The organism is Chryseobacterium sp. WLY505 (assembly GCF_030846215.1).
GTDB lineage: Bacteria > Bacteroidota > Bacteroidia > Flavobacteriales > Weeksellaceae > Chryseobacterium.
Genome location: NZ_JAVCWI010000005.1, coordinates 199,082 through 224,849, shown reverse-complemented (window position 1 = coordinate 224,849; position 25,768 = coordinate 199,082). Strand labels below are relative to the sequence as shown.

Genomic DNA, 25,768 nt, shown 5'->3' with positions numbered 1-25,768 from the left:
ATAAGATTGAGTTTTTTATTTTTTATACCTTAATTTTGCAAAAAATTTCTGATGAAATATTTAATTGTCGGGCTTGGTAACAAAGGCTCTGAATATGAAAATACACGACATAATATAGGCTTTAAAGTAGCTGAGAAAATAGCGGAAACTCTGGAAGTATCATTCAACACCTCCAATTTTGGCTGGCTGGCTGAAGGAAAGCACAAAGGCAGAAAAGTTTTTATTCTGAAACCGGATACTTACATGAACCTTTCCGGTAATGCAGTGAAATACTGGATGCAGAAAGAAAATATTCCTTTGGAGAATGTTCTTATTATAACTGACGATCTTGCTTTGCCTTTCGGGACTTTAAGATTGAAAGGAAAAGGTTCAGATGCAGGGCATAACGGACTTAAAAATATCAATGAAGTATTACAGACTCAAAATTATGCAAGGCTTCGCTTCGGAATCTCTGCTGATTTTACGGCAGGAAGACAGGTAGATTATGTATTAGGAACGTGGAACGAAGAAGAATCAGAAAAGCTTACAGAAAGAATTGAAACTTTTGCTAAGGCCGGTCTTTCTTTTGTTTTTGCAGGATTGAATAACACAATGTCCACTTTTAACGGGAAATAATTTCAGAAGGGAAAAAACTGCAATTACCATATAGTTTATAGAATAAATGACTGCCTTAAAAATAAGGCAGTCATTTATTTATATGTCTTTTAAAGTTTTTCTGCTGGTTTTATAATTAATTTATCGTCTTTCCTGATAAATAATACCCATATCCAGGGAATGAATGATAATATAAAAGATAGAATACTATTCTTCATAAATATTTCATTTGCTGAGGGGTTGTTTTGAAACTCAAATATCGCTTGATTAATGGTGAGGCCTTGTTTTACCAATAAAGCAATTACCGTGATAACATTGGCTACAAATATGCTTACAATATTTGTGAAGAAGATAATATATCTTGTTAGTTTTCCACGAAATCCTTTGAAATAATCATAGCCTAAAAAACCAACAAGAGCAATGGCAAATGCCATTCCTGAAGAAATTTCTCCTAAATATACAGCAAGTAAGACCCAAAGTATAATGGCAGGAATTGAAAACATAATGGCTCCTAAAAATCCTGTCAGATAGTTTTTCTCTTTTGAAATTCTTTCTTTTTCAACTTTATTGAACTTATTATCTGTCTGTTTAAAACAATCATCACAAAGGAGTACACCAGTATGGTTCAGATCGTAATAGGTGATTTTTTCATTTGTTTCACAACTATGACATCTGTTTTGCTCCGGTATGTTTAGTTTTTTTAATAAATCAACCACAAAATCAAAAAGAGCATAAACAGTCTTTATCTTAGTAGGCATTAAATTTTCAGTGAATTTAAAATAAATGGTATTTTCTCTGATTTCGAAGAGAGTGAATTTTAGCCGTTTTTTATTGATGGTTAGTTCTGTTTTGATTTGCTGCCTTTGCTCCTCCGTTACATAGCCGGTTGTTACCGAAACATATTTGAATTGTGGAGTGTGTATGATACTTGCGTCTGAAACGTTGAAAAAATAACCTTTGTAAAGTCCGAACACCTTATGGTTTGTTTTATGCCATCCAAGGTCTCTGCCTATTTTTTTTGCTTTTGGAAAAATCATACTCTTTTGAATTTGTGGTCATGGTTTATTGAATATATTATTTGAATTGCGCCAATATATAATTATTTTCCGATAATGAAAACAAACTCTTTTTAAAATAAATATACTAACTGTTTAAGCCAGTTTATTAACAAGATAGGTTTATAATTATCTTATTTTATGATGATATACGATAAAAAAATAAATGCCATCGGATTCCGATGGCATTTTGTGTAAATTATAATTGAATTTTAAAGAGTTGTACTTTTATAACCAGGTTACTGCACCAGTTTCAACATCGTAATTTGCTCCAACGATTTTAATTTTACCCTCGGCTTCCAGGTTTTTAAGTGTTGAACTTTGTTTACGGATATCTTCAATCGCACTTTTTACGTTTTGGTGGTTAAGTCTTTCAAGAAGTGAGCTGTTTTTTGATGAACGTTCTTCATTCTCTTCAATGATCTCATTAATGATCGGGTTGAAGTGATTGATAAGGTGGTTCAGGTTATCCATTCCCAGTCCTTCAATTTGTGCCGCGTCAAGACCTCCTTTCAAGGCTCCGCATTTGGTGTGTCCTAAAACGACAATAAGCTTGGAACCTGCAACATTACAGCCGAATTCCATAGATCCAAGAATGTCCTGGTTCACAAAATTACCGGCAATTCTTATACTGAAAACGTCTCCTAATCCCTGGTCAAAGATAAGTTCTGCTGAAGTGCGGCTGTCTATACAGCTTAAAACTACTGCAAAAGGCCATTGTCCTTCGCGGGTTGCATTCACCTGTTCAAGAAGGTCTCTGTTTGCTTTAAGGTTGTTAACAAATCTCTGGTTTCCCTCTTTTAAGAATTCCAAAGCTTTCTCAGGAGTAATAGTTGACTGTGTTTCGTATGTATGTGCTTTCATATTTTTATTATTTTCGAATTTAAAGTTAAAAAAATTAATTAATTATTGAGATTACATGGCTCTTTTGTGAGTCACCAAAATGTGGGAATCCTCACTTCTTTCGTAATCTCTGTATGAAGTTTTAAAGCCTGTAAGCTCTACATTGATATCCTGTTCCTTTGCACGGATATTGGCAAAGTCCTGAATCATTTCCAGTACATCGGTTGCAATGTAGGATGTGTTTCTTGCATCAATGATCACTGTAGAGTTGGGTTTTATATTTTTAAGAGTTTTTTTGATGGCTGCCTTATTTAAAAATGATACTTCTTCAGCAAGCTTGATATTAATTCCATCAGCATCGTCCAGCCTTTCCCTGCTTAAATAATAAGCTCTTTTCATATTTCCCTGAAGAATATAGAAAACGGAGATGGTAAGACCAATTCCTACACCCTTTAACAAATCAGTGGCCACTACCGCTACAACAGTTGCTACAAACGGAATAAACTGGAATTTTCCCAAGTGCCAGAAATGTTTGAACGTAGCCGGCTTTGCCAGTTTATATCCTACTAAAATTAATACCGCAGCCAGTGTCGCTAATGGAATTAAATTGAGAATAACAGGAATAGAAAGAACACAGATCAATAAGAAGACTCCATGAATGATTGCCGAGATTTTTGAGGTGGCCCCCGCATTGGCATTGGCAGAACTTCTTACCACAACAGAAGTCATTGGAAGTCCTCCGATAAAAGAACTTACAAGATTCCCGATTCCCTGGGCCTTAAGCTCAAGATTGGTATCTGTAATTCTTCTCTGTCTGTCTAACCGGTCTGAGGCTTCAATACAAAGTAATGTTTCAATAGAGGCCACAATTGCAATTGTTGCTCCTACGATCCATACTTTTGGATTAGTGAAACCATTAAAGTCCGGAGTCGTGATCAGATTTTTAAAATCATCAAAAGACTGTGGAACCGGCAGAGAAACCAAATGCTGGGTTTCGATAGCCAGAGAGCTTCCGGACATCTTAAAGAGTTGATTCAAAAGAATGCTTACAATAACGGCAACCAACGCTCCCGGAAGCATTTTCATTCTTTTCAGTACGTGGATTTTGTCCCATGCGATAAGGATCGCTACAGAAACCAGCGTAATAACAATGGCTCCTGGATGGATAGCTCCCAATAATTCAGTAAAGTATCCGAAGTTTAAACCATTATCAAAAATAGATTCATGACCTTCATAATCTTTATCGAATCCTAAAGCATGAGGAATCTGTTTTAAAATAATAATGATTCCAATGGCTGCCAGCATTCCTTCAATAACGTTATTCGGGAAATAGTTGGAAATACTTCCGGCTCTTACAAACCCTAAAACCAATTGAATAAGCCCAGCAATAATCCCTGCACAAAGGAAGAGTTCAAATGCGCCAAGATCTGTAATTGCTGTTAAAACGATAGCTGTCAGACCTGCAGCAGGCCCGGAAACTGAAATATTGGAATTACTGATTGTTCCTACTACCAGGCCGCCTACGATACCGGCAATAATACCGGATAATGGTGGAGCACCTGATGCTAAAGCAATTCCTAAACACAACGGAAGTGCTACTAAAAATACCACGAGTCCTGAAGGAAAATTTTCCTTGATTCCTCCTATTAATGATGTCTTTTTCATAATGTGAAGCTGTAAGGTATAGCCGGCTTATTTGTTTTTAAATAAGTCAGTTATAAAAAGTTGAGAAAAAATAATTTTTAATGTACATGAGTCTCCGATATCAAAAAATGATATGGAAATGGTATCAAAAAAATCTAACTATAGGAGTTACGCTTCCGGAGGAGGAGAAAATATAGTAAGTAATGGTGAAAGATGAAAAGAATCATCAATCAGAACAAAAGACATACCCTGAACATCAGGTTCTGAAAACTTCAGATAATCGAATACATCTAAAGGTTTCGGAATGGTCTTTTCGTAAACAATGAATGAGGATGGGTGAGAATGAGGTTCTTCTTCATTGATTATTACATTCGTTCTTGCAATATCCCAGCCCGCAACCGCAGCAATGCCCGGCAGCGCTGTAAAATTCAGAAAAAACGTTAATACAATAATACTCCAGAATTTCATTTTACCTTCTTTTTAGAAAAACTATTTCGTCTTTCTGCTCATTACCCAATCTGAACCTGTAAGATTATAGATCTTTTGGATGTCTTTTAAGATTTTCTCAAAATCAATTTCCAGATCAATGATTTTACCTGTTCTAAGGTCAAATACCCAGCCGTGAACAATAGGATACTCTTCTAAAATGTATCTTTCCTGCACACAGGCCATTTTGATCACGTTGATGCACTGCTCCTGAACATTAAGTTCTACAAGTCTGTCATAACGCTTGTTTTCGTCCTGAATAGAATCCAGCTCTGCCTGGTGTAATCTGTACACATCACGAATGGTTCTCAGCCATGGATTCAGTAATCCCAGGTCCTGAGGAGTCATCGCTGCTTTTACACCACCACAGTTGTAATGTCCGCAGACAATAATGTGTTTTACTTTCAGATGTTCTACAGCGTATTGAATAACTGCAGTAGAACTCATATCTAAAGTATTGACAACATTGGCAATATTTCTGTAAACAAAGACTTCACCGGGTTTTGCTCCCATTAATTCTTCTGCGGTAGCTCTGCTGTCTGAACATCCTATATACAGATAATCCGGATGCTGAGTTTTGGCAAGTTCATGGAAGAAATTCGGATCTTCAGCTACTTTGGACTCTACCCATTTTTTATTGTTTTCAAAAATAACTTTGTACGATTGTGACATAATTTTTAACTATATAATTATTCATTTCGTTTAAATTATTTCCGAAATCAATAGACTAAATCAATAATTATACAAAAATATAATTTTTGCCAAAGAATTAATCACTTTTAACAAAGTTTAATATTAAAATATGCTTAAAATCATATTTGAGATTCCAATATTCTTTGTATACCATCTATTGAGGAAATCCAAAACGTTTAAAAGATCAGGATAAAATTACGAAGTATAAATCAAAATTTGAGATTCGTGAATTAAAATATTCTTAATTTTTTGCAGTAAAAAGTAAATCCTCCCGGAATCGCCTGAGGATAAACAGTTTCATTATTCCGGAACCTCATCATATTCCATACTTCTCATATTCAGGTTTAAGTATTTATTTTCCTCGTTTTTATAATGCTGAGGAGCCTCAAGACCCATATATTTCATGATCAGAGGATAGATGTAAGTGGTTTGGGTTTGTTTGGATTCATGCCCTGTAATTCTGTAGTTTGCAGGTACTTGATCTCCAAACCAGACAAAAAACGGTACCTGAGTAGATTCTTTAGAGTCTATATGCAGTAATTTGTCGCCCTGTATTTTAAGCCCATGATCTGAGGCATAGATGACAACGGAGTTGGTGTTTTTCAGTGTATTGAAAATATTCTTGAAAACATAATCGGTGTATTTGATAGAGCTGTCATAGCAATTCAAACCACCCGAATTCCAGTTGGGAGGAAGTCTGTTACATGGATTAGGGTGGCTTCCCATGATATGAAGAACCACAAATTTATTTTCCCTCTTCTGAATAACATTTTTAAGCTCAGGAACAATTACTTCATCGTAGCCATTGATCCATTTTTTATTTTTAGACATGGAAGCTATGGCGGTAATTCCTCTTGCACTTGCCTGGGTACTCAGCCAGAAAGAATTGTACCCGCTTTGATTTGCCATATTAATGATATTGTAAGACAATTTATCATAACGATATCTGAACTCATCCGGATGGATACTGGATAACATTAGCGGGACACTCAGATTGGTAATTCCTGCGGGAGAAATAGCATGATCAAAAATCATCATATTTCCGGCCTGCTCATCTGTATATGGCGTTGTTTTCTTGTTATAGCCATATAATGACATATTTTGCTTTCTCTCAGATTCTCCAATGATGAGAATTACATTTTCTATTCCCGGCTGTATTTTTTTGATATTGAAAACCGGAACATTCTTTTTTATTTCATTAATGTCTCTCTGTATATTCAAAGCGGTATTGAAATCGGATAAATGGTAGTACACATTTTTGATCATCCTGCCTCCACCTTTATTGCTTACATAGGTGTGTTTAAGATGGTATCCGAAAGGTAAAATAAGCCACAGCAAGGCAAAAAAGATAAATTTGGCATCGGCTTTTACTACATTTTTCTTAAGGTAATTCACAGAGTACAATACCATTCCCAGAAAAATAAAAAACAAAATGCCCGGAAGAATAAACATATAAGACATGCTCATTGCCTCATCAGGATTGGATTCAAGAATACTGATGGCCATTCCTACATTAAATCCGGAATGATAAATAAGGAAACAGGATACTGATATCAGAAAGTTAATACTTAATAATAAGCAAAGAATGACAGCAATTACAGAGGTATACCTGTTCTTAAAAAGAAGTGCATTGAATACGAGAAAAGAACAAAACATAATTCCATACTCAAAAATATTCCGGATACTATCCAGTTTTTCAGGCCCGAAAAGATTATCAAAGATATAGGGGAATGAAACCAAAAAACCTGTCAGGTATATTATAATGAGGAGGATGGGAACTATTTTTTTGAACATGTTCGTAGGTACTTGTGCTGTTAAAATAAATTTTATATCATTTTCTTTACAGTTTTCTGAGTAAGAGCCAACGGACTATCAGAACCGTCGATTGCATGAAAAGAATTAGTAATTCTCCCATGGTAAGGTCAACTCAAAAAAACTTTTGAAGCTAAATTGTTGCGGGTCGTGTTTCCTTTTTATAGAGTTGACTGCGTAGGTAGGAATGGAGATGGTTGGGTTTGTGTTTTTTTCATCAAAAATTATTTTTTAATTAATAATAGGCTGGAGTTGTGTTTTTAATATTAAGCGATTACTTTCAGATCAAGTGTATTGAATCCTGGGATATCATCCGGATATAAAATAGGGTATTTTATATAAAATTGAATGATTGTGAAGTTTAAACAATACAATTTTTCAAATGTACAGGAAATTACCGATAAATACAAGTAGAATTTTTACGATAACTGTTGGGTTTACTACACTTTACGGTTGATATAATCTTGTGTTGCATTTTCAGTAGGGATGATTTTTGCGGGATTTCCTATAACGACAGAACCGGAGGGAACATCAAAATTGACATAAGAATTCGGAACAATCAAAACATCATTTCCAATTGTGATATTTCCTACAATAACGGCATTGGTTCCTATCCAGACCTCGTCGCCAATTACAGGATACCCTTCATTTTTTCCGCGGTTTTGCTGGCCTATGGTAACTCCATGAGCAATATTGCAGTTTTTTCCGATCACTGTTTTAGGATTGATGACAAGGCTTCCAAAATGTCCTAAATAAAAACCTTCACCAATCTGAGTTTCAGGATAAATCTGAAAACCGTATTTGATCTGATAATGTCTCAGGACGATTCTCCAGAAAGTATTCAAAAGAGGAGTTTTCTGATACTTCTGCGCTTTTCTCAGAATGTAAACAAAGTGGAGGTTGGGATTAATGCATTTTTTCCAGATCTGAAATGTTGAAAGCCACTTTCCGCTTTCCCGGTAAAAGTCTTTTTGAATGATAGAATAATCGGCCATCGTCAATAGGTTTATACTTCGTCAATTATTTTCTGAAGGTGTTCTACAGATTTTTCCAGAACAAACGGAAGCTCTGTTTCCGAGATCTGCTTTTTGTATTCTTCGGTGATATTTTTATCGGTAAGGAACTTTTTCATTCCTTCATAAATCCCTTCTTCGGAATTGGGAGTGATATTCCCGAGTTTTCCATCCTGCAGAAGATCTCTGATGCCGGAAATATCCGTTGCAGAAATAGGTTTATTCAGAATAAGAGCTTCGGCAATAATGGTAGGAAATCCTTCATGGCGTGAAGACATTATATAGAAATCCGCCTTTTTCATATATGGGTAGGGATTACTGCTGAAACCAAGCATTTTTGCAGTATCCTGAAGACCAAGTGTATTGAGTTGATCCTGAATATTATTAAAATCATACCCGTCGCCGATGATCAGAAGCTGATGTTTCAACCCTTCATCAATAAGTTTTTTATGCACATTAAGCAATCTGTCATATCCTTTCTGAGGATATACGGTTCCTACTGTTACAAAAGTGGGAAGATCATTGTTGAAAGGATAGTCATCTACTTCAATATCCGCCTTTCTTAGCGTATCATTTTTGTCAATCGGATTGAAGATCTTAATTACCGATGCTTTTTCAGCTTCATTTTTAGCCAAATCATGCATTCCTTCCTGAAGTTTATTGGAAATTACCAGAATTCTGTCGAATCTGAAAAACTGTCTGATGACTTCAGGAGTATATTCTTTTAAATTGAAAATATCATTCTGTACCCAAATGATCTTTTTAGAATCTTTTTGAGGACTGGATAGAATTTCCTGATGCATCGCATGGATGGCAGCAATCTCTACATCGTATTTTTTATTCTTTAAAACAAATTTATAAAGAAGGGAGGGGAACCAAAGAAACATTTTCTGATAGAGAACCCTGTAGGCTTTCACAGGAATATCCTGCGGCCTGTTGGTGGTTATCATTTCTCCTTTTGTCAAATAGTACAGCGTCACCCATGAAGGAACCTCTTTAATGTACAATCCTGAGTAGAGATTTACCAGAAGGTCAACTTCATATTTGTCAGCAGGCAGATTCTTCAAAAAGTTGATTAATACTTTCTCAGCACCACCATGACGTAATGAACCTATACGAATGAGGAGTTTTTTCTTTTTCAATTTGTTTTTTTCTTTTTTATGATTTTACAAGATTAAATTTATTTAATTTTTCTTGCTTTTTTATACTTGTGAGGAAGATTTTCTTTGATATAAGCATCCAGCTTTTTTCTGTCTTTCTCCAATTCACGGGGATATTCCGGGTTGTTTTTAAGAACAATATCTCCATAGTCTTCAATAGTACACAGAAATTGTGCCGGGTTTCCGATAAAGACCGTATTATCCGGCATAGATTGTGACAATACAGAGTTGGCTCCCAGAATACAGTTGTTTCCAATTTGTACATCCTGCATAATAACAGCATTCAGCCCAATGGTACAGTTATTTCCGATTTTTATTCTTCCCAGGATTCTTGCATCTTCATAACCGGGAAGTTTTCTAAGCAGCGTGGTTGTTCCACCGTGGTTAACAAACCTTACATCTCCTGCGATATTCACATTATCACCAATTTCAATAAGGTATGGCTCGGTTCCGAAATACACTTTATCAGGCATATTAAAGTTTTTTCCTACTTTCATACCTCTATATTTAGCCACTTCAAGACTGCCCCTGTTCAAAAAAGTATGATAGAGGGAGTCTATTTTTAATAGGATTCTGAATATAAAAATCATCACAAGTGTAAATTTGTTTTCGTTACTTTTGCAAAGAAAGAGAATTTATTAATATGATGAAAATTTCAAAAATAGAATATTATCTGCCTCAGCAGGTGCTCACTAACGAGGACCTTGAAAAGCAGTTCCCTGAGTGGAGTTCCGAACGTATCCAGGAGAAAGTGGGGATTTCCCAGCGCCATATTTCTTCTGACAGCGAAACCGTACTGGATATGGCTGTACAATCTTCAGAAAAAATTTTCGAAAATTATGACAGAAACAAGGTAGATTTTATTTTGTTCTGTACCCAGAGTCCGGAGTATTTTCTTCCTACAACGGCCTGTATTTTGCAGGACAGATTGGGGCTCAGAAAAAATATCGGAGCTATAGATTTCAATCTTGGCTGTTCAGGATTTGTGTATGGATTGGCTTTTGCAAAAGGACTGATTGCCGGTGGAATTGCAAAGAGTATTCTTTTGGTGACTTCAGAAACGTACACCAAACATATTCATCCTGATGATAAGGGAAACCGAAGCATATTCGGAGATGCGTCCGCCTCTGCTATTATTGAAAAAGCTGAAGGTAATGATTATCAGTTCTGTCTGGGAACGGACGGAAGCGGTGCAGAAAATCTTATCGTGAAAAAAGGAGCTTTCAAAAAAGACTTTGAACTGAATCCTGAACACGAATTCAGCCCTGAAAATATTTATATGAATGGCCCTGAAATTTTTAATTTTACGATTGAAAATATTCCGGGACTGGTAAAAGAAACATTGGAAGTGAATGGATTGATTATGGATGATATTGATCACTTTGTCTTTCACCAGGCCAATTCTTTTATGCTGAATTATTTAAGAAAGAAAACAAAAATACCGGCAGAAAAGTTTTATATTGACATGGAAAAAACAGGGAATACGGTTTCTGCAACGATTCCTATTGCTCTTAAAAATATGATGGATAAAGGAATGCTGAAAGAAGGAGATAAGGTTTTAATGGCAGGATTCGGTGTTGGATATTCATGGGGAGCTACCATAATGGAAATTTAAAAAACAAAACATTTAAAATTATAAAATATGAAAACATCCGTTTTTTTAGAAAAACTACAGGAAGAATTGGAAGAAGATGAAACATTGACTACTGAAACGAACCTGAAATCTTTAGAAAGCTATGACTCTATCAGCCTACTTTCTGTTATTGCGTTTGTAGACGAAAATTTCAGTAAAAAAATTGATACCAAGCATTTTAAGGATGTGGAAACCGTTGCAGATCTGATGAATGTTATAGGAAAAGAAAATTTTGAAGATTAATGGATGCTTTCTCATTAAAAAATAAAATTATTCTCATTACAGGCGCTTCTTCCGGAATCGGGAGAAGCTGTTCTGTAGAATGCAGCCATAGCGGTGCTGATCTGATTCTCGTAGGAAGAAACCAGGAAGAACTGATGAAAACCGTTTCTATGCTCAATCCGGAAACAAAAGTTCAAACCATTACTGAAGATATTACCCAATCTGAAAACCTTGAAGCAATGATTGCAGATAAAGTATCAGCTTTAGGGAAAATATCAGGATTTATTCACTGCGCCGGTATCGAAAAAACCTTACCACTAAAAAAGCACAATCCTCAGCTCTATCAGGACATATTTGCTGTAAATGTCATTGCAGGACTTGAAATTGCTAAAATTTTATCTTTAAAAAAATACAAAGACGAAAACTCCAGTTTCGTATTTATTTCTTCTGTTGCAGGAATGGTAGGAGAGGCCGGGAAGGCTGCGTATTCCGCCAGTAAAGGTGCTGTAATTTCCGGAGCCCGTTCTTTGGCTGTGGAGCTTTCACGAAGTAATATTCGGGTCAACAGCATTAGTCCGGCAATGGTTAATACCCCGATTTTAGAGAAAATGTTTGAAAATATCGGAGAAGAAGCTTCATCAGAAATCATAAAAAAGCATCCGCTGGGAATAGGTGAACCTAAAGATGTAGCGAATGCCTGTATTTTTTTACTTTCTGATGCCTCGAAATGGGTAACAGGGAGCAACCTTGTGATTGACGGTGGATATTCTGCTCAGTAACTTACTTTTTGTGCAGCGTTTCTATAATATTTTCTACGCTGTCAAATATTTTCTTATTGTCAAACTGGCTTTCAATTGATTTAAGATTCTCTCTGATGTGGAGAACAAGGTCGGGATCGGTAAGGAATGTCTTCATGGCTGAATACATTTCATCTACTTCATAACTGATGAGGTATCCTGTCTCACGGTCTTTGATCATCAATCCTACATCTCCTACTTCTGTGGCAATAATAGGTTTCTGAAGAATTAAAGCTTCAGCAATCACCAATGGCCATGCTTCAGACTCCGAAGGCAGAACAAAATAATCCGCTTTTTTGATATAAGGATAAGGATTCATTTGGTTTCCTACCAGAATAAATGTCTTTTCCACTTTATTAGCGGCTGCCTGATCCTTAAGGTTTTTCATTTCACCACCATCACCTATGACTATGATAGTATGATGGAAACCATCATTGATAAGCCTTGTGTGAGCTTCTATAAGCTTATGATATCCTTTTCTTGAATGAAGCCTTCCTATAGATACAAAGACAGGTCCTTCAGGAAAATTTTCAAGTTTTTCTTCTGCTTTGCGCTTAATTTCTTCGATAGGAATAGGATTGATAATGACACTCTCCGCCGGATAACTGAGATTCGGGTAGTATTCATGCATCATATCCTTTATTTTATGAGAACAGTAGACCATATGATCAAACTGTGGGAAACTTTTTAAAATATTGGGCACCAAAGGCTGAAATTGAGGAACATTGACTTCTGAGTGAAACCATCCGATTTTTTTTGAATTCTTATTGGTTGAATTCAGAATGGCATCATAGTCTCTGTAATCCATCCCGATCTCAACATCAAAAGTATCATTGATAAGATGATCTGCAATGGCAGGTGTATTTTTCAGTTTTCTCAGCTTTATTCTTCTTTTAACGAGCTGAAGTTTCTGTAAGATAGAATTGTGGGAAAAATCTTCTTTTCCGTCTGTAAGGTATATTTTTCTTACATGCTTCGGAAGCTCATCACGCAGTTTCCCCTGATTCAGGGTAAGACATACCGTCATTTCAAATTTGTCAGGATCAAGGTTGTTGAGAAGTCCTAATAGTACTTTTTCTACACCTCCCATTTCCATGGAACGGTGCCTGAACAAAATTTTTATTTTTTTTTCTAACATTATCCGAAGATTGATTGTAACGTAATTTTTATTTTTTTCATGATACGGAAAGGCAACTGATGCTGATACTGCAGCAGACCGAATATTTCATCTGCACCGGTATACTTTTCCGGAACTTTTTTTCCATTGATGGTAGTAAGTCCTCTGCGCTTCATAGTATTGAAAATCACCTGAGCAAAATATTCATGGGATTTCTTTTTATTGTCATTCTGAGAAATTCCGCCCTGATGCGTTCTGTAAAGATAGTTCGTTTCATTTATAAACTGAACGTTTCCTTTTTCATACATTTTAAGATATAAATCCTGATCTTCCCCTATTTTCAGATTGGGATTCATTTTTTCCGTCTGTTCATAAACTGCTTTTCTGAAGGTTACAAAATGAGCAATCTGAATCGGGAAATTGAAAAAACAAGGATCCCCATTCGGTACCTGCATAGCCGATCTGAACGGCGCTATAGGCTTTAGATTCTGATCACAGGTCATAAACCTTGAATAGGTAAGGACTGTATTTTTTTTAGCCTGAAAAATCTCCATACCTTTTTGAATTGCGGTAGGGGAAATAGCATCATCCGGATCCAGAAAACCACAGATTTCACCTTCGGCCAGTTCAATCAACTTACTTTTTGTAACTCCTACACCGGAATTTTTTTCATTTTCAAAAAACCTGAATCTTTTGTCCTTTGAAATCATTTCCTGTATTATTTTCTTCTCATTTTCAGAAGAGCCATCGTCTAAAATTACAGCTTCCCAGTCTGTATAGGTCTGTTGAAGAATACTTTCAAAGCAATCTTTAAAAAAAATGGCGTTGTTGTAATGGGCAATAAGGATAGAAAACTTCATGAACGTCCCTTGAATATTAGATCCTGATGATTGATAACAGTAGTATCAGACGGAATATCTTTATGAATGACACATCCTGCACCGATGATACAGTTGTCTCCAATAGTAACTCCTTTTAAGACGGTCACATTACTTCCAAGCCAGCAGTTGCTTCCTATTTTGATAGGAGCTGTAGTGAACTCGGAGGAGAACAGCTTAAATTCCGGCTGAGTCTGGTAAGCGTGATTGTGGTCATACAGCTTTACCCCTTCTCCGAATAATGTATTGTCTCCTATTGAAATCCTGTCGAGACAATTGATAGAGCAGAAATTATTCATGAAAAAATGATCTCCGATTTCTAAAGTGGCATTCTGCTGTACAAGAATATGTACATAATTTCTGAAACTCATGGAGTTCCCGAGTGTAACGTTTTTTAGATTTTCGTGCAGAACAAAATGATTGCTGATCCCAAGCTTTATCCCTTTAAAAGAAACATTAGGGTGTTTTTTGAGACGAGAAATCTGGCTTTTCCGTTGAATTTTTGCTAAAATTTCATCAAGCATACCTGAATTTATTTTCACATTTGTAGTTTACAAATATAATTTGTTTTAAATAATTATAATAATAAATCTTATTTTTGTGCCTTAAAAATTAATACTTTATACTTAATACAACAACTTTTCAGGTTGAGGTTGCTGAGTTTAGATAAAGTAAATCATTTGGTGTTCTGTGAAGATAAGTCAGATTACATTTACCCGGTTTGTTGCCGCAATGGCTATTGTAATTTCTCATTTCAATAAAGATCTGTTTTTATATAAGATAGATTATATTTCCAATCTTTTTCTGAGGGCTAACGTAGGAGTAAGCTATTTTTTTATTCTTTCAGGATTTATCATGATCATTGCTTATCACAAGAAAGATAAAATTGATTACCTGGAATTTTACAAAAACAGGTTTGCCAGGATTTATCCACTTTATATGCTGGGACTTTTGCTCTATTTTATCACAAGATATGAGATGTTCGATGGGTATAAACTGCTTTTATATGGATTGGGCATCCAGAGCTGGATACCGGGAGAAGCCATGATCCTGAATTTTCCGGGATGGTCGATTTCTGTAGAGTTCTTCTTTTACCTGCTTTTTCCGTTTTTGTATAATTATTTTTATGCCAGGAAAAACAAAATGATCTGGGTGTTTGCCATTGGTCTCTGGCTGATTACACAGGTGTTTTCTAATCTTTATCCGGTGTATGGTGCTTATGAAGGGCCTCATACGAAAAGCCATGAATTTCTTTACTATTTCCCATTCTGGCATCTTAATGAATTCCTTATCGGAAATCTTGCAGGGCTATTTTTTGTGAAAAATTACAGGCAGAAAAATTATGACCGCCAGGTTATCATCGTGTTCTTACTGATCCTTGTGTCTCTGATGTTTGTCCCACTTTTCTACCACAATGGGTTAATGGCATTGCTGTTTGTCCCTGCAATCCTTTTGATCTCTGCTAATAATGGAAAGATTTCCCGGTTCTTTTCAATGAAGCCACTGGAGTATCTGGGAGAAATAAGCTATGGTATATACATCACCCATATTCCTGTGCTTTACCTTGTTAGGGAGTTTTTGAAATGGCAGGAGTGTACATTCAGCATAGATATCGTATTTTTAATTTATATTATTGTAATGCTGTTGAGTTCCGCCGTTTTTTACCAGTTTATTGAAAAGCCGATGCGAAATCTTTTGAGAAAGATCCATTTTGTAAAGCGTTGATAGATAGGTTTTATTTTGAACTAAATATTTAGTTTGTCGTTAGAATAATTCATTTCTGAAGTTGATATTGTACAACCCTGAGCGTATGCTTTTATAGTCCGTCAACAAATACTTTGTGATCATTCCCCATTTTTTCAGGAGGGGAGCATTGGCAATCTGGAAACTTCTGTATACCCTTTTAATGTGAAGCTTAATATCCTCAGGAATGGTATTTTCATTTTCTGCCCAGTGGTTAACTTCCTTCCACAATACCACTCGTGTGGAAGCCGGTTTCACTTCTCCGGAATCTACTTTGGTAATTCTGTTATTCTCGTGAACACCTCTCACAGCTACAGCTTTGTCAAGGATTCCCGGATACAGATTGAGATAGTAGGAGAGTCTGAACAGGAATTCTGTATCCTGGTGAAGTTTTAAATGGGTTTTGAAAAAATATTCCATATTCTGTAAAGAACTCTTACGGATCGTTAAAGCATCAATACTGAAAAGTCCGAAAGTTCCTCTCATATTCAGCTGTCCCGGAAATACATCTTTAGGCAGATGTTCTTTATAAACGGTAGTAAGGCGGTCTCCAAATACTTTATAATACTGCTCCTTTGCCTTTTCAGAATAATAATGAACCCCAATAGCGCCATACACTCCATCTACTTCATGATTGATGAAAAGTTTTTTTTCTGCATCAAAACGGTTGGGAAGATAGTAGTCATCTGCATCAAGGAAAGCAATAAAATCTCCTTCAGCTTTTTCCATTCCAAGATTTCTGCTGGCACCTGCCCCATGATTTCCTTTGTCCGGATGCTGAAAGAGTTTTACCCTGGCATTTTTTTCAGCAAGTTCCCGGCACACCTGCAAGGCATTGTCCGGTGATTTGTCTTCTACCAATACCACTTCATATACCTCTTCAAACTGAAGAGCGGATTCTACAGCCTGAGCAACATATTTTTCGGCATTGTAGACGGGAATGATGACTGAAATTTTCATTTTTCGGATTATGCTTTTAATTTAATTTTCAAATAACGGGTAGCAGTTCTTTTGCCCCTATATCATCTCTGCAGGCTGTTAAGTTTCAACCCTGATGAATCTATCTTTTAAAAACTTTTTTCAGAATAAGTCCCATTACAAAGGGTACTCTGGCAATATTATGCTGAAGTGTTTTGAAGCGGTCTATTGTAAATTTTGTGTCTTCAGTCATTCCATATTCTGAAAAATCAACCTCAGGAACAGCTTTATGTTTAAAGGTAACATTCATCAGATTGTATTGGTGGATAATCTGTATATACATTTCCTTGCTGTCTTCCACAGAGAAATCCGGATAGTGACGATAACTATTGTGAGCTCTTTCTTTTAACATGGTTTTGAAGTTATCCACACTTTCTGCCAGACTTACAAATGGGTTTACGACCGCATTATATACATTTACGACCGCTTTACGATCCGGAAGCATTGTCAGCTGATATCCTCTTCTTAAGTCAATCACAAGATCATGAATCGGTTTAAAATGTTCCTGAACTGTTTTTACATAGTCCTGATGAAGCATGTCATCATTATCAAGTTCACTGGTGATAACAAATTTTGTGTCAGGAGTGAAGAATTGAGGAATTACTTCTACTGCTTTGGTTTTCATTACATCAAAATCCTCTACGAAAACGGCTCTGAAAACAGGATATTCTGCTTCGATTTCTTTGATGATTTTTCTGAACTTATCAGACGTATTTACATCAAAAAAGGTCAGCCAGATATAGTTTTGATTGGTTTGGTTTTTATAGGAAGGAAGTACGTAAGTTCTGAATAACTTGAACCGGTCATCCAGCCATTCTTCCGTTAGAGGTTTATATCCTGAACGTGTTTCGTTCCAACCTTTTGTGGGAACATTGAATCTTGTCATGATCACGTGTACAAACTGACTCATCTAAATAAATTTTTTAAAAAGTTAAATATTCTGTAAGGTTTACTGTTGTATATATTCTCCAGTTTTTTTTCATAAAATGTTTTTCTGTTTAAAAGGGCTATATAACTGGGGAAAAACTCATGAAACAGTGCTTTGTGTTTTTCATAAACGGCATGGTAGATAAACTCTTTTTTATCATTGCTGCCGGTGATATCTTTTATCATGGAAGTGTCGGGGTGAGACCTGTAATTGAAAACAACGTAATCAATTTTTGTGACGGGCTGGTTTCTGTGTGAAGATATAAGCTGTATCCAGAATTCCCAGTCTTCAAATCCATGTCTTAATTTTTCGTCATAAATAATGCCTTCATCAAAATACTTTTTGGCAAACATGGAGGTACAGTATAATTTATTTCCCAAAAGCAATTCCTTAAGGGTGAATGTTTCCTGTAAATTTGATTTTTTGCTGGTATGCCCAAAAGTAACCGTATCTGAAAAAACGATTAAAGTAGCAGGGTTCTGATCAAATACAGCCACCATCTTTTCTAAAGCAAGCGGATTAAGCGTATCATCTGCATCAAGAGGCAGAATATAATCTCCTATAGCATTTCTGATTCCTGTATTTCTGGCTCCGGAAAGACCTTTGTTTTCCTGATAAACATAGCGTATTTTATCATTTTCAAGTTTTCTGGATACTATTGCAGTATCATCAGTAGAACCGTCATCTACAATAATGCATTCCCAATTCGTATAAGACTGGCTCATCACAGACTGTATGCATTCTTCCAGATATTTTGCATGATTAAAACAAGGAACAATAATGGAAACTTTATTTGTCATTTGATATGTTTTGCTTTATAAATAGGCTGAAAATAATTTTTTTAGATAATTCTCAGAAGAAATGCCCGCAAAAAAAGATTCCGTGCGGGGATTGAATTCTATATTATAATAAGAACCTTCGTCAATATTTTCAAATACTGCTTTTTTTCCCAAATGCTGCTCCAGCTGAAACAAAATTTCCGGGAGAGAATACTGATAAGGGTAGGTGAGATTAATAATTTCATTGTTCAGTACATCCATATACTGTTTGGTAAACAGAGCAATATCATCAGTACCGATGAGAATTCTCTTTGCATTGTTGTGTATTGTGAATTGAGTTCCGGCCAGAATTGAGTTCTTAAGGAAGTTAATCAATGTGTTTGGATTTCCCCCACGTCCTACTGCATTTCCAATTCTGAAAATGACAAAGTTTTTGCAGTGTTCTGTAATGAATTTTTCAGCGTTAAGCTTATGATTAACGTATGGACTATCCTTTTTTGTAGGATCATAAATACTGCAGGTTGAAAAGTAAACCAGTTTTTTCTCAGGAAATTCTTCTGTCACTTTTGTTAACAGAGAAATCTCTCTTTCAAATTCTGCAGGGTTCTTTTCCAGAGAATTGGAAACCCCCGATGCAAAAAAAAGGATATCTTCTCTGTCATAAGGTCTTACGGCTGCCGCCAAAATTCCATTGCCAATAATCATATATTTTTATCTAAACGGTTTAAAAAATCTTACAGGTACCTGAAGATTTTAAATAGTCCAAGTTTATTTCCCAGTTTTGCCCATCGTGAATTCTTCACACGGTCCAGCTTATCAAGGGTATATTTGTATTTGTTTTTCGGAATATAGTTTTCCAGAAAAAGATCTTCAATATTGATGTTTCTTCTTTCTGCCATTTTAATAAGGGCTACCCAATGCCAGAAGAGTGCTTTTTCTGTATTTTTGGTGGTAGATATTCCATTTTGATGAATTCTGTACAGGTACAAATCTTCATCGATATACTGTACCGGAGCTACCTCGCACATTTTCATGTACCAGTCTTTATCTTCAGCGATTTTTAAAAACGGGTCAATACCGGAAGTCTTCTCGTATATCTTTTTTTTGAAAGTAGCAAAATGTGAAATCTCACCATTAAAGTTATAGTAAGAATGGTCCAACTCTGTAATCTGCTTCGCTTTATGTACTGATTTCGGATTAAGATGTTCATCACAAAATACCAGATTGGAATACACCATACCTGCTTCGGGATATTCGGCATGAGTTTTAATAACAAGCTCCAAGGCATGTTTTGTCAACGCATCATCAGGATCTAAAAAACCGCAAATTTCAGATTCAGCAAGCTGTATTAATCTCTTTTTGGTATATCCGATTCCTCGGTTCTGATCATTTTGATTGATTTTAACCCGCTGATCATTGCCTATAATTTTTCTTATGACTTCAAGAGAATCATCAGTAGAGCCATCGTCCAAAATGACTGCTTCCCAGTCTGTTTCAGTCTGAGCCATTAAACTCTGGTAACACTTTTCAAAAAAGTGACCATTATTATAATTGGCAATAAGTACACTGAATCTACTCATTTCTACTGTGTTTATTCAAGATTTTTTTTAATGCATTCAAATAGCCGAAGCCATTTTTTCTGTCCGGCTCCAGGATGTTTCCTTCTGCCCACTCATTCCAGGATTTAACAATAAGAAACTGCTCCGGATAATTTTTTTTATCTTCGAGATATTCTACCGCTTTCTCAACCTGCTTTTCGAATAGTTCGGGAGAATTATTAGCCAATATGATGCCTCTGTATCCGCTTCTTGGGGTATTGTCCCAATTAGGTAGTATACATGGATAGGTAGGAACATTGCTTTCTTCAAACTTCAAGTCATTTACGACCTCTTGAGCATCCTGAATCCTTACTTTAGGCTGTTCTTTTTTCTTAAATCCGATTAATCCCTTTATTCTATTTTTATAATATTGAGAATGTGAAATGTATTCCTTTTTATTAATATGCGGTACCCAGGCTTTCTGAAAAGCATTGGAAATTTTACTGTCGTATCCCATAGATTGAAAATCAATGGCATCAGAAAGTTTATTGGAAGCCATCACGTACAATCCGTCAAATCCGTTTTCTCTGGCAAGCTCTCTGAACTTTGAGATATAATGGGGATCGCCATCATTTAAATGGTTGGGATCATAGATGATAAAAAGAGGTTTATTATCCACTTTGATATACCTTTCATCTTTAAAGAAAGGAAGCAGATATTCGAAATGAGCAATTAAATCCTGCTCGTCAGGATAGGTCTGTTCTGCCAGTATTTTCTCTGACAATCCATGCCATATCCCTGACCATGTTTCATTGGCCCAGCAGAAACAGAAAGGGAAATCCGGTTTCCCTGATTTCAGTACATCATTGGCAACGCGTTCCAGCAATTGTTTGCCGCTGCCAAACCAGTAATGATAAAAGATAAACCCATGTACTCCATAATCTTTTGCCATTTGGGCCTGCTGTTCTCTTACTTCAGGAACACGCAGATCATAATATCCAAGATCTGCAGGAAATATGGGCTGTTCATGTCCTTCGAATAAAGGCTTGGCTTTGCTTACATTGGTCCATTCTGTAAATCCTTTTCCCCACCATTCGTCATTTTCCGGAACAGGGTGGTATTGAGGGAGATAAAATGCAAGGGGCTTTATTTTTTTCATAATCAGTTTTCTAATGTTTTTATTAATCTGGCGGGAATTCCAGCAATGACTGAGTTTTTTGGAAAACTTTTATTTACTACAGCGTTGGCACCTATAATGGAATTCTCCCCAATGGTAACCCCGGGAAGTATACATACGCCTTCACCAATCCAGACGTTATCTTCAATAATAACAGGACCTTTGGAATATAAGGGTCTTGTAGCAGGAGTCTTTTCCAGATCTTCAATCGTTATACCGCCATGAGAATGGTCAGAAATATAAATTCTGCTGGCCATAAGAACATTATTTCCTATGATAATTTTATTGACTGCTCCGATATGAACATCGGAGTTGCATACCACATTATCTCCAATTACAATTTCAGGATGAAATTCCTGTCCCTGAAAACGATCCCAGGCCTCTAATCGTAAATGAAATAAAGAGCTGAAGTTTTTACCTATTGAAATATATTTAGGATTTTTTATCCAGTGTTCTTCAGGTAATGCAGAATTCGTTCCGAATTTTTTGAAGCTCTTCTGAGCCCATGCATTCAGTTTGTTTTGCTGATGGGTTTTGTAAGCATTCGAATTCAATACATCAAATAAAAAACTGACAATATGTTTTTTTAAAAAATTCATGTTTTGTGATTGAGAAGTGATGAGGCAGTTATATTATTTTGTAAAAAAACTGTTAATCAGTTCTATGATTTTATGCTGCTCATTTTCAGATAATTCATAATAAAATGGAAGTCTTAGCAGACAATCTGTAAAATGATCAGAGTTGGGAATATCTATTTCAGGATTATTGGCCAGGAAAAAATCACTTTTATTCAAACTTAAATAATGGAAGACAGGGTGAATATCCTGGGCCTTTAAATATTGAATCAGATTTGTCCTTTCTTCATAGCTTCTGCAAACAATATAGTACATGTGAGCGTTGTTTGTTGCATAAGAAGGCATGTCCGGTAAGGTAATGAAACCTTTTTCCTGAAGTGCGAAAAGTCCGTTCTGATAATGGTTCCAGATTTCTAATCTTTTTTTCTGAATGGTTTCCAGATTCTCCAGCTGAGCATAGAGGAAAGCCGAGATAATTTCTGAGGGTAAGAATGATGAGCCGAGATCTACCCAGCCATATTTGTTTACTTCTCCTCTGAAGAAAGCACTTCTGTTTGTTCCTTTTTCCCGGATTACTTCAGCACGGTCAAAATACTGAGGATCATTGATGGCTAGCATTCCTCCTTCTCCGGCAATGATATTTTTTGTTTCATGGAACGAAAAAGCAGCAAAATGACCTATTGAGCCCAATGCTTTTCTGGTTCCGTCTGAGAAAGTATAATAGCTGTCAATGGCCTGTGCAGCATCTTCCACTACAAATAAATTATGCCTGTGAGCAAGGTCCATAATCTTTTCCATATCACATGCTACCCCTGCGTAATGTACAGGAACAATTACTTTTGTTTTTTCGGTGATATGTTTCTCTATTTCTACAGGATCAATATTGGGATTATCATGGCAGGAGTCTACAAAAACTATTTTTGCTCCTCTGAGAGCAAAAGCATTAGCAGAGGATACAAAAGTATAGCTGGGAACAATTACTTCGTCTCCCGGTTCTACATTACATAAAATGGCAGCCATTTCCAGTGCATCTGTACATGAGGTTGTCATCAGTACTTTTGGAAAATGATATTTCTGTTCAAAAAACTGCTGGCACTTTTTTGTAAACATTCCATCACCTGAAATTTTACCGCTCTTTACAGCTTCTTCAATATATGTAAGTTCTTTACCAATAATAAATGGCTTGTTAAATGGGATCATAGTGTTTTAAATTTTGAATCTTTGATGTTTATAAATTTTTTCTCAATGTATCTATACGAGCCATAACTGACTAAAATAGTGATGCCTGGTATAAACATCAATACACCAATATTAAATACAAATATATTATTATAAAATGTTAGTAGCTTATAAAAAACAGGGAATATTAAAAACATAATAAGAGGATGGTACATGTAAATCCCATAAGAGATAGTTCCCAAGAACGAAAAAGATCTGCTCCTTAATACTACTTTATTTGATGAGTTTATCGTTATTAAAATCAGTAATAAAAATACAAAGCCTAAAATAATATTCTGAATATACAGCTTAAAAACAGGAACAGAAATTAGAATTGCTATGAGCATTAATACAATAATATATAAGGTATTACTCTTTGTGTATTGGGTAAATTTGTCTGCCTTTTTGAAGTAGAAATATCCTCCCAATGCTCCAATAGCCATAAATTCAAATGGAATAATAGTAACAATTTTTCCTATCAGTGAGTTTGAAAATTGAAGATTAATAATCGCAAAAACAATCAAAATAGATAAGAAAATAAGGAGCATTGTTTTTCTTTTAAAAAAGGAAACAATGATAGGCCAAACAATATAAAACTGTTCTTCAACACCTACAGACCATGATTGTGTAGCTCCTACAACAACTTTTCCTGCTTTCAGTGCGAAATTGGGCAGAAACATAAAGTAGAGAAGAAAAGATTTTAAATCATAGTTTGATGCATCTTTTATCATTCGATAATAGGATGGTGTAATAGAAAATAACGGAGAATAAAAGACTAAAACGGGGATAATAATAAAGGATATAAAAATAATTATATAGTATAAAGGCCAGATTCTGAAAATCCTTCTTAAGTAAAACTTTTTAAGGTATACAGTTCTGTTTTTTTCTTTTTCAGATAACAGCAGGTAGGTAATGAGAAATCCACTAAGTACAAAAAAGAGAAATACTCCATTTTTGCCTAAATGTTCAATAAAATACTGGGTATATTTATAATCAAATAAACTTCCGAGTTGATCACGGTGTTTAAATAATTCAATATGATGCAGAATTACAGAAAGAGCTGCTATTGCCCGTAACTCATTTAGCCCTCCAAAAAATATATTTTTTTTTATTTTCATTTGGATTATCGTATAAATCTTACCGGATTTCCTACATATAAACCAGATTCGGAAATATTTTTAATAACAACAGCACCGCCGCCCAACTGTACTTTTTCTGAAATATGAATATTGTCAATAACAGTACTGTTTATTCCAAGAATACATTGTTGCGAAACAGATACAAAACCTGCTACAGCTACAGCTGGAGATAGAAAACAATGATTCCCGATCAATGAATCATGAGCTATTGAACAGGAAATATTGATCAATACATTGTCTCCTATTTTTACATTCTGATCAATCATACAATCCGGATAAATTACTGAGCCTTCTCCGATTTTGGCCGAAGGATCAATATAGCTTGCAGAATGAATAAAAGTATAAAAAGGAATTTTATTTTTAAAAGTTTCAAATATCTGCTTTTTAAATTCCAGATGGTTGTAACCGATAGCAATGATGATCTCGTCAAAGATATCTTGCTGGAAAACACTGATTACATCTTCTTTACCTCCTAAAATGGGAAGATCTTTAACGCTATTCCCTTTTTCCAGAAAATCATCAAAAAAGCCAACGACCTTATCATCGGTATCGGTTTGAATATGATGTAAAATCTGCTGTCCAAGATGGCCTGATCCGATTATCGCAATCCTTTTCATAACAATTCAATTTTTTTGTCCGATTGATAAATTAAATACCCGGATCGGTCGTTACTGGAATGTACATTTTGTAATGAAGGGTTGGTTATTTCTTTTTTTACAATATAATCATCCCATTGGCTTTCTGTAAAAAACGGTAACAGCTCTTTGGTGTTTTCGGATAGAAAATAAACTCCCGAATATTTTTTTTGTGAAGTATCGACCGGGAACATAAACTGACCTAATGCAATGTCTAAAACAGCCTGTACATAATCAAATCCTGTAGAAAGCTGAACTAAGTCTGACCCTATAAAATCCCCACCCATACGGCTTCCTATTTCAATCGGATAAACATCACCATTTTCTGTTATCATAAGCTCTACGTGTGATGCTCCGTTTTCCACTTTAGTGGCATTGAGGATTTCGTAGGTCATCTCAATAATTCTGTCTTGGATAGGTTCCGGGAACGAGCTCGGCTGATGGTGTGCCAGTTCTACAAAATAGGGCTCTGTAGTAATCACTTTATCTGTAATAATTATAATCTGATGTTTCCCTCCGAAACTTATTGTTTCAACACTTACTTCCTTTCCTTTGATATATTCTTCCACAACGCACGTTTTAGAGAACGAGCAGCTTATTGCATTTTCAATGCCTTGCTTAGCTTCTTCAAGAGAAACTGCTTTTATCACTCCTAAACTTCCTGATCTGTCTGAGGGCTTGATGATTAAGGGATAACTAAAGCTTTTGAAATCATTGGCATTAAATTCTGAAACGGTGATGGAGCGCGGTGACCGAATGTTATTTTCTTCAAAGCACTTTCTCATCAATGATTTATTGGTTGTCAGTAAAGAACATTCAATACTGTTTCCGGTAAGATTGAGCTCATGGGCAACGGAGGCTATTGTTGGGATGCATATATCAGTGGCAATGGTAAGAATACCATCAATACCTATTTTTTTACATTCATCCAGAATCAACTCCTTTTCCAGAACAGAAATATCATAAAAATAATCTGCATATTCTTTGCATACCGCTCTTCCATCGTCCCATGCGAAACAATGTACTTCATACCCATTTTCTTTTGCCTTCTGAACAAGAGGCATCTGTAAGTAGCTGGCTCCTAATATTGCAATTTTTTTCATCAATGAAT

At 35.7% G+C, this 25,768-nt stretch carries 28 protein-coding genes; 5 read left to right on the top strand and 23 right to left on the bottom strand.

Annotation, left to right across the window (positions count from 1 at the left end; genetic code table 11):
- Positions 1-51 precede the first annotated feature (51 nt).
- On the top strand, positions 52-615 hold the full coding sequence (gene pth / locus RAH34_RS13040) for an aminoacyl-tRNA hydrolase (protein ID WP_114819848.1): 564 nt from the start codon (positions 52-54) through the stop codon (positions 613-615).
- An 89-nt stretch (positions 616-704) separates the two neighbouring features.
- On the opposite strand, the gene RAH34_RS13035 is transcribed toward pth, so the two are convergent.
- The 9 genes from RAH34_RS13035 to RAH34_RS12995 form a co-directional block, all read right to left on the bottom strand.
- Positions 705-1,352 (bottom strand): hypothetical protein, encoded by a 648-nt coding sequence (locus RAH34_RS13035; RefSeq protein ID WP_306596425.1) that lies wholly within the window; start codon positions 1,350-1,352, stop codon positions 705-707.
- 525 nt (positions 1,353-1,877) lie between these two features.
- On the bottom strand, positions 1,878-2,513 hold the full coding sequence (locus RAH34_RS13030) for a carbonic anhydrase (protein WP_034691487.1): 636 nt from the start codon (positions 2,511-2,513) through the stop codon (positions 1,878-1,880).
- Between the two features lie 51 nt (positions 2,514-2,564).
- On the bottom strand, positions 2,565-4,157 hold the full coding sequence (locus RAH34_RS13025) for a SulP family inorganic anion transporter (protein WP_306596424.1): 1,593 nt from the start codon (positions 4,155-4,157) through the stop codon (positions 2,565-2,567).
- A 147-nt stretch (positions 4,158-4,304) separates the two neighbouring features.
- The gene (locus RAH34_RS13020; RefSeq protein ID WP_076595975.1) at positions 4,305-4,604 is read right to left on the bottom strand and encodes a hypothetical protein; all 300 of its coding nucleotides are present in this window, start codon (positions 4,602-4,604) and stop codon (positions 4,305-4,307) included.
- A gap of 21 nt (positions 4,605-4,625) precedes the next feature.
- Complete coding sequence (locus tag RAH34_RS13015; protein ID WP_114819851.1) at positions 4,626-5,294, bottom strand: carbonic anhydrase; 669 nt, start codon at positions 5,292-5,294, stop codon at positions 4,626-4,628.
- Positions 5,295-5,615: 321 nt separating this feature from the next.
- A complete protein-coding gene (locus tag RAH34_RS13010) occupies positions 5,616-7,109 on the bottom strand; it encodes a phosphoethanolamine transferase (RefSeq protein ID WP_306596423.1) in 1,494 nt (497 codons plus the stop codon).
- Positions 7,110-7,567: 458 nt separating this feature from the next.
- Entirely contained in the window at positions 7,568-8,122 is a 555-nt protein-coding gene (locus tag RAH34_RS13005) for a serine O-acetyltransferase (RefSeq protein ID WP_306596422.1), read from the bottom strand.
- Positions 8,123-8,133: 11 nt separating this feature from the next.
- Positions 8,134-9,282: a glycosyltransferase gene (locus RAH34_RS13000; protein ID WP_306596421.1), complete on the bottom strand. Its 1,149-nt coding sequence runs from the start codon at positions 9,280-9,282 to the stop codon at positions 8,134-8,136.
- Between the two features lie 38 nt (positions 9,283-9,320).
- Positions 9,321-9,797, bottom strand: a complete 477-nt coding sequence (locus RAH34_RS12995; protein ID WP_227941083.1) for a DapH/DapD/GlmU-related protein — start codon at positions 9,795-9,797, stop codon at positions 9,321-9,323.
- 146 nt (positions 9,798-9,943) lie between these two features.
- Between RAH34_RS12995 and RAH34_RS12990 the strand changes: the two genes are divergently transcribed.
- The 3 genes from RAH34_RS12990 to RAH34_RS12980 are packed head-to-tail and all read left to right on the top strand — an operon-like array spanning position 9,944 to position 11,934.
- Positions 9,944-10,915, top strand: a complete 972-nt coding sequence (locus RAH34_RS12990) for a 3-oxoacyl-ACP synthase III family protein (protein WP_306596420.1) — start codon at positions 9,944-9,946, stop codon at positions 10,913-10,915.
- Positions 10,916-10,942: 27 nt separating this feature from the next.
- Complete coding sequence (locus tag RAH34_RS12985; RefSeq protein WP_114819856.1) at positions 10,943-11,176, top strand: phosphopantetheine-binding protein; 234 nt, start codon at positions 10,943-10,945, stop codon at positions 11,174-11,176.
- The gene (locus RAH34_RS12980) at positions 11,176-11,934 is read left to right on the top strand and encodes an SDR family NAD(P)-dependent oxidoreductase (RefSeq protein WP_306596419.1); all 759 of its coding nucleotides are present in this window, start codon (positions 11,176-11,178) and stop codon (positions 11,932-11,934) included. Before RAH34_RS12985 ends, RAH34_RS12980 begins: the two co-directional genes overlap by 1 nt.
- Before the next feature lies 1 nt (position 11,935).
- Here RAH34_RS12980 and RAH34_RS12975 read toward each other — a convergent pair whose 3' ends face one another.
- From RAH34_RS12975 to RAH34_RS12965, 3 genes are read right to left on the bottom strand one after another with little or no spacing between them, the layout of a single operon-like run.
- A complete protein-coding gene (locus tag RAH34_RS12975; protein WP_306596418.1) occupies positions 11,936-13,090 on the bottom strand; it encodes a glycosyltransferase in 1,155 nt (384 codons plus the stop codon).
- Positions 13,090-13,929 (bottom strand): glycosyltransferase, encoded by an 840-nt coding sequence (locus RAH34_RS12970; protein ID WP_114819859.1) that lies wholly within the window; start codon positions 13,927-13,929, stop codon positions 13,090-13,092. Before RAH34_RS12970 ends, RAH34_RS12975 begins: the two co-directional genes overlap by 1 nt.
- Complete coding sequence (locus RAH34_RS12965; protein ID WP_228411927.1) at positions 13,926-14,489, bottom strand: DapH/DapD/GlmU-related protein; 564 nt, start codon at positions 14,487-14,489, stop codon at positions 13,926-13,928. Before RAH34_RS12965 ends, RAH34_RS12970 begins: the two co-directional genes overlap by 4 nt.
- A 148-nt stretch (positions 14,490-14,637) precedes the next feature.
- Between RAH34_RS12965 and RAH34_RS12960 the strand changes: the two genes are divergently transcribed.
- Positions 14,638-15,672, top strand: coding sequence for an acyltransferase (locus tag RAH34_RS12960; protein WP_306596417.1), 1,035 nt, complete (start codon positions 14,638-14,640; stop codon positions 15,670-15,672).
- 39 nt (positions 15,673-15,711) lie between these two features.
- On the opposite strand, the gene RAH34_RS12955 is transcribed toward RAH34_RS12960, so the two are convergent.
- From RAH34_RS12955 to RAH34_RS12905, 11 genes are all read right to left on the bottom strand, one after another.
- A complete protein-coding gene (locus RAH34_RS12955) occupies positions 15,712-16,650 on the bottom strand; it encodes a glycosyltransferase family 2 protein (protein ID WP_306596416.1) in 939 nt (312 codons plus the stop codon).
- A gap of 100 nt (positions 16,651-16,750) precedes the next feature.
- Positions 16,751-17,578: a glycosyltransferase gene (locus tag RAH34_RS12950; RefSeq protein ID WP_114819864.1), complete on the bottom strand. Its 828-nt coding sequence runs from the start codon at positions 17,576-17,578 to the stop codon at positions 16,751-16,753.
- Complete coding sequence (locus RAH34_RS12945; protein ID WP_306596415.1) at positions 17,575-18,396, bottom strand: glycosyltransferase family A protein; 822 nt, start codon at positions 18,394-18,396, stop codon at positions 17,575-17,577. Before RAH34_RS12945 ends, RAH34_RS12950 begins: the two co-directional genes overlap by 4 nt.
- 15 nt (positions 18,397-18,411) lie before the next feature.
- Positions 18,412-19,080, bottom strand: a complete 669-nt coding sequence (locus RAH34_RS12940; RefSeq protein WP_306596414.1) for a hypothetical protein — start codon at positions 19,078-19,080, stop codon at positions 18,412-18,414.
- Between the two features lie 29 nt (positions 19,081-19,109).
- Positions 19,110-19,955, bottom strand: coding sequence for a glycosyltransferase (locus RAH34_RS12935; RefSeq protein ID WP_306596413.1), 846 nt, complete (start codon positions 19,953-19,955; stop codon positions 19,110-19,112).
- Complete coding sequence (locus RAH34_RS12930; protein WP_306596412.1) at positions 19,948-21,072, bottom strand: glycoside hydrolase family 99-like domain-containing protein; 1,125 nt, start codon at positions 21,070-21,072, stop codon at positions 19,948-19,950. The genes RAH34_RS12935 and RAH34_RS12930 overlap by 8 nt, the downstream gene beginning before the upstream one ends.
- 2 nt (positions 21,073-21,074) lie before the next feature.
- Positions 21,075-21,689: a DapH/DapD/GlmU-related protein gene (locus RAH34_RS12925; protein WP_306596411.1), complete on the bottom strand. Its 615-nt coding sequence runs from the start codon at positions 21,687-21,689 to the stop codon at positions 21,075-21,077.
- Positions 21,690-21,722: 33 nt separating this feature from the next.
- Entirely contained in the window at positions 21,723-22,865 is a 1,143-nt protein-coding gene (gene rffA / locus RAH34_RS12920) for a dTDP-4-amino-4,6-dideoxygalactose transaminase (protein WP_306596410.1), read from the bottom strand.
- Complete coding sequence (locus RAH34_RS12915) at positions 22,862-24,001, bottom strand: acyltransferase (RefSeq protein WP_306596409.1); 1,140 nt, start codon at positions 23,999-24,001, stop codon at positions 22,862-22,864. Before RAH34_RS12915 ends, rffA begins: the two co-directional genes overlap by 4 nt.
- A 5-nt stretch (positions 24,002-24,006) precedes the next feature.
- Positions 24,007-24,639, bottom strand: a complete 633-nt coding sequence (locus RAH34_RS12910) for an acetyltransferase (protein ID WP_306596408.1) — start codon at positions 24,637-24,639, stop codon at positions 24,007-24,009.
- Positions 24,636-25,760 carry an acetyl-CoA carboxylase biotin carboxylase subunit family protein gene (locus RAH34_RS12905; RefSeq protein WP_306596407.1) on the bottom strand — a complete coding sequence of 375 codons (1,125 nt, stop codon included), beginning with the start codon at positions 25,758-25,760 and terminating at the stop codon, positions 24,636-24,638. Before RAH34_RS12905 ends, RAH34_RS12910 begins: the two co-directional genes overlap by 4 nt.
- Between the last annotated feature and the right edge of the window lie 8 nt (positions 25,761-25,768).

Excerpts from the sequence above, each read along its gene's own strand:
- RAH34_RS12945 (WP_306596415.1), bottom strand. The coding sequence starts at position 18,396 with ATGACAAATAAAGTTTCCATTATTGTTCCTTGTTTTAATCATGCAAAA.
- RAH34_RS12915 (WP_306596409.1), bottom strand. The coding sequence starts at position 24,001 with ATGAAAATAAAAAAAAATATATTTTTTGGAGGGCTAAATGAGTTACGG.
- RAH34_RS12955 (WP_306596416.1), bottom strand. The coding sequence starts at position 16,650 with ATGAAAATTTCAGTCATCATTCCCGTCTACAATGCCGAAAAATATGTT.
- RAH34_RS13020 (WP_076595975.1), bottom strand. The coding sequence starts at position 4,604 with ATGAAATTCTGGAGTATTATTGTATTAACGTTTTTTCTGAATTTTACA.
- RAH34_RS12930 (WP_306596412.1), bottom strand. The coding sequence starts at position 21,072 with ATGAAAAAAATAAAGCCCCTTGCATTTTATCTCCCTCAATACCACCCT.
- RAH34_RS12925 (WP_306596411.1), bottom strand. The coding sequence starts at position 21,689 with ATGAATTTTTTAAAAAAACATATTGTCAGTTTTTTATTTGATGTATTG.
- RAH34_RS12910 (WP_306596408.1), bottom strand. The coding sequence starts at position 24,639 with ATGAAAAGGATTGCGATAATCGGATCAGGCCATCTTGGACAGCAGATT.
- RAH34_RS12975 (WP_306596418.1), bottom strand. The coding sequence starts at position 13,090 with ATGTTAGAAAAAAAAATAAAAATTTTGTTCAGGCACCGTTCCATGGAA.
- RAH34_RS13030 (WP_034691487.1), bottom strand. The coding sequence starts at position 2,513 with ATGAAAGCACATACATACGAAACACAGTCAACTATTACTCCTGAGAAA.
- RAH34_RS12980 (WP_306596419.1), top strand. The coding sequence starts at position 11,176 with ATGGATGCTTTCTCATTAAAAAATAAAATTATTCTCATTACAGGCGCT.
- RAH34_RS13015 (WP_114819851.1), bottom strand. The coding sequence starts at position 5,294 with ATGTCACAATCGTACAAAGTTATTTTTGAAAACAATAAAAAATGGGTA.
- RAH34_RS12935 (WP_306596413.1), bottom strand. The coding sequence starts at position 19,955 with ATGAGTAGATTCAGTGTACTTATTGCCAATTATAATAATGGTCACTTT.
- RAH34_RS13035 (WP_306596425.1), bottom strand. The coding sequence starts at position 1,352 with ATGCCTACTAAGATAAAGACTGTTTATGCTCTTTTTGATTTTGTGGTT.
- RAH34_RS13005 (WP_306596422.1), bottom strand. The coding sequence starts at position 8,122 with ATGGCCGATTATTCTATCATTCAAAAAGACTTTTACCGGGAAAGCGGA.
- RAH34_RS12995 (WP_227941083.1), bottom strand. The coding sequence starts at position 9,797 with ATGAAAGTAGGAAAAAACTTTAATATGCCTGATAAAGTGTATTTCGGA.
- RAH34_RS13010 (WP_306596423.1), bottom strand. The coding sequence starts at position 7,109 with ATGTTCAAAAAAATAGTTCCCATCCTCCTCATTATAATATACCTGACA.
- RAH34_RS12985 (WP_114819856.1), top strand. The coding sequence starts at position 10,943 with ATGAAAACATCCGTTTTTTTAGAAAAACTACAGGAAGAATTGGAAGAA.
- rffA (WP_306596410.1), bottom strand. The coding sequence starts at position 22,865 with ATGATCCCATTTAACAAGCCATTTATTATTGGTAAAGAACTTACATAT.
- RAH34_RS12950 (WP_114819864.1), bottom strand. The coding sequence starts at position 17,578 with ATGAGTCAGTTTGTACACGTGATCATGACAAGATTCAATGTTCCCACA.
- RAH34_RS13025 (WP_306596424.1), bottom strand. The coding sequence starts at position 4,157 with ATGAAAAAGACATCATTAATAGGAGGAATCAAGGAAAATTTTCCTTCA.
- RAH34_RS12905 (WP_306596407.1), bottom strand. The coding sequence starts at position 25,760 with ATGAAAAAAATTGCAATATTAGGAGCCAGCTACTTACAGATGCCTCTT.
- RAH34_RS12990 (WP_306596420.1), top strand. The coding sequence starts at position 9,944 with ATGATGAAAATTTCAAAAATAGAATATTATCTGCCTCAGCAGGTGCTC.
- RAH34_RS12970 (WP_114819859.1), bottom strand. The coding sequence starts at position 13,929 with ATGAAGTTTTCTATCCTTATTGCCCATTACAACAACGCCATTTTTTTT.
- pth (WP_114819848.1), top strand. The coding sequence starts at position 52 with ATGAAATATTTAATTGTCGGGCTTGGTAACAAAGGCTCTGAATATGAA.
- RAH34_RS12940 (WP_306596414.1), bottom strand. The coding sequence starts at position 19,080 with ATGATTATTGGCAATGGAATTTTGGCGGCAGCCGTAAGACCTTATGAC.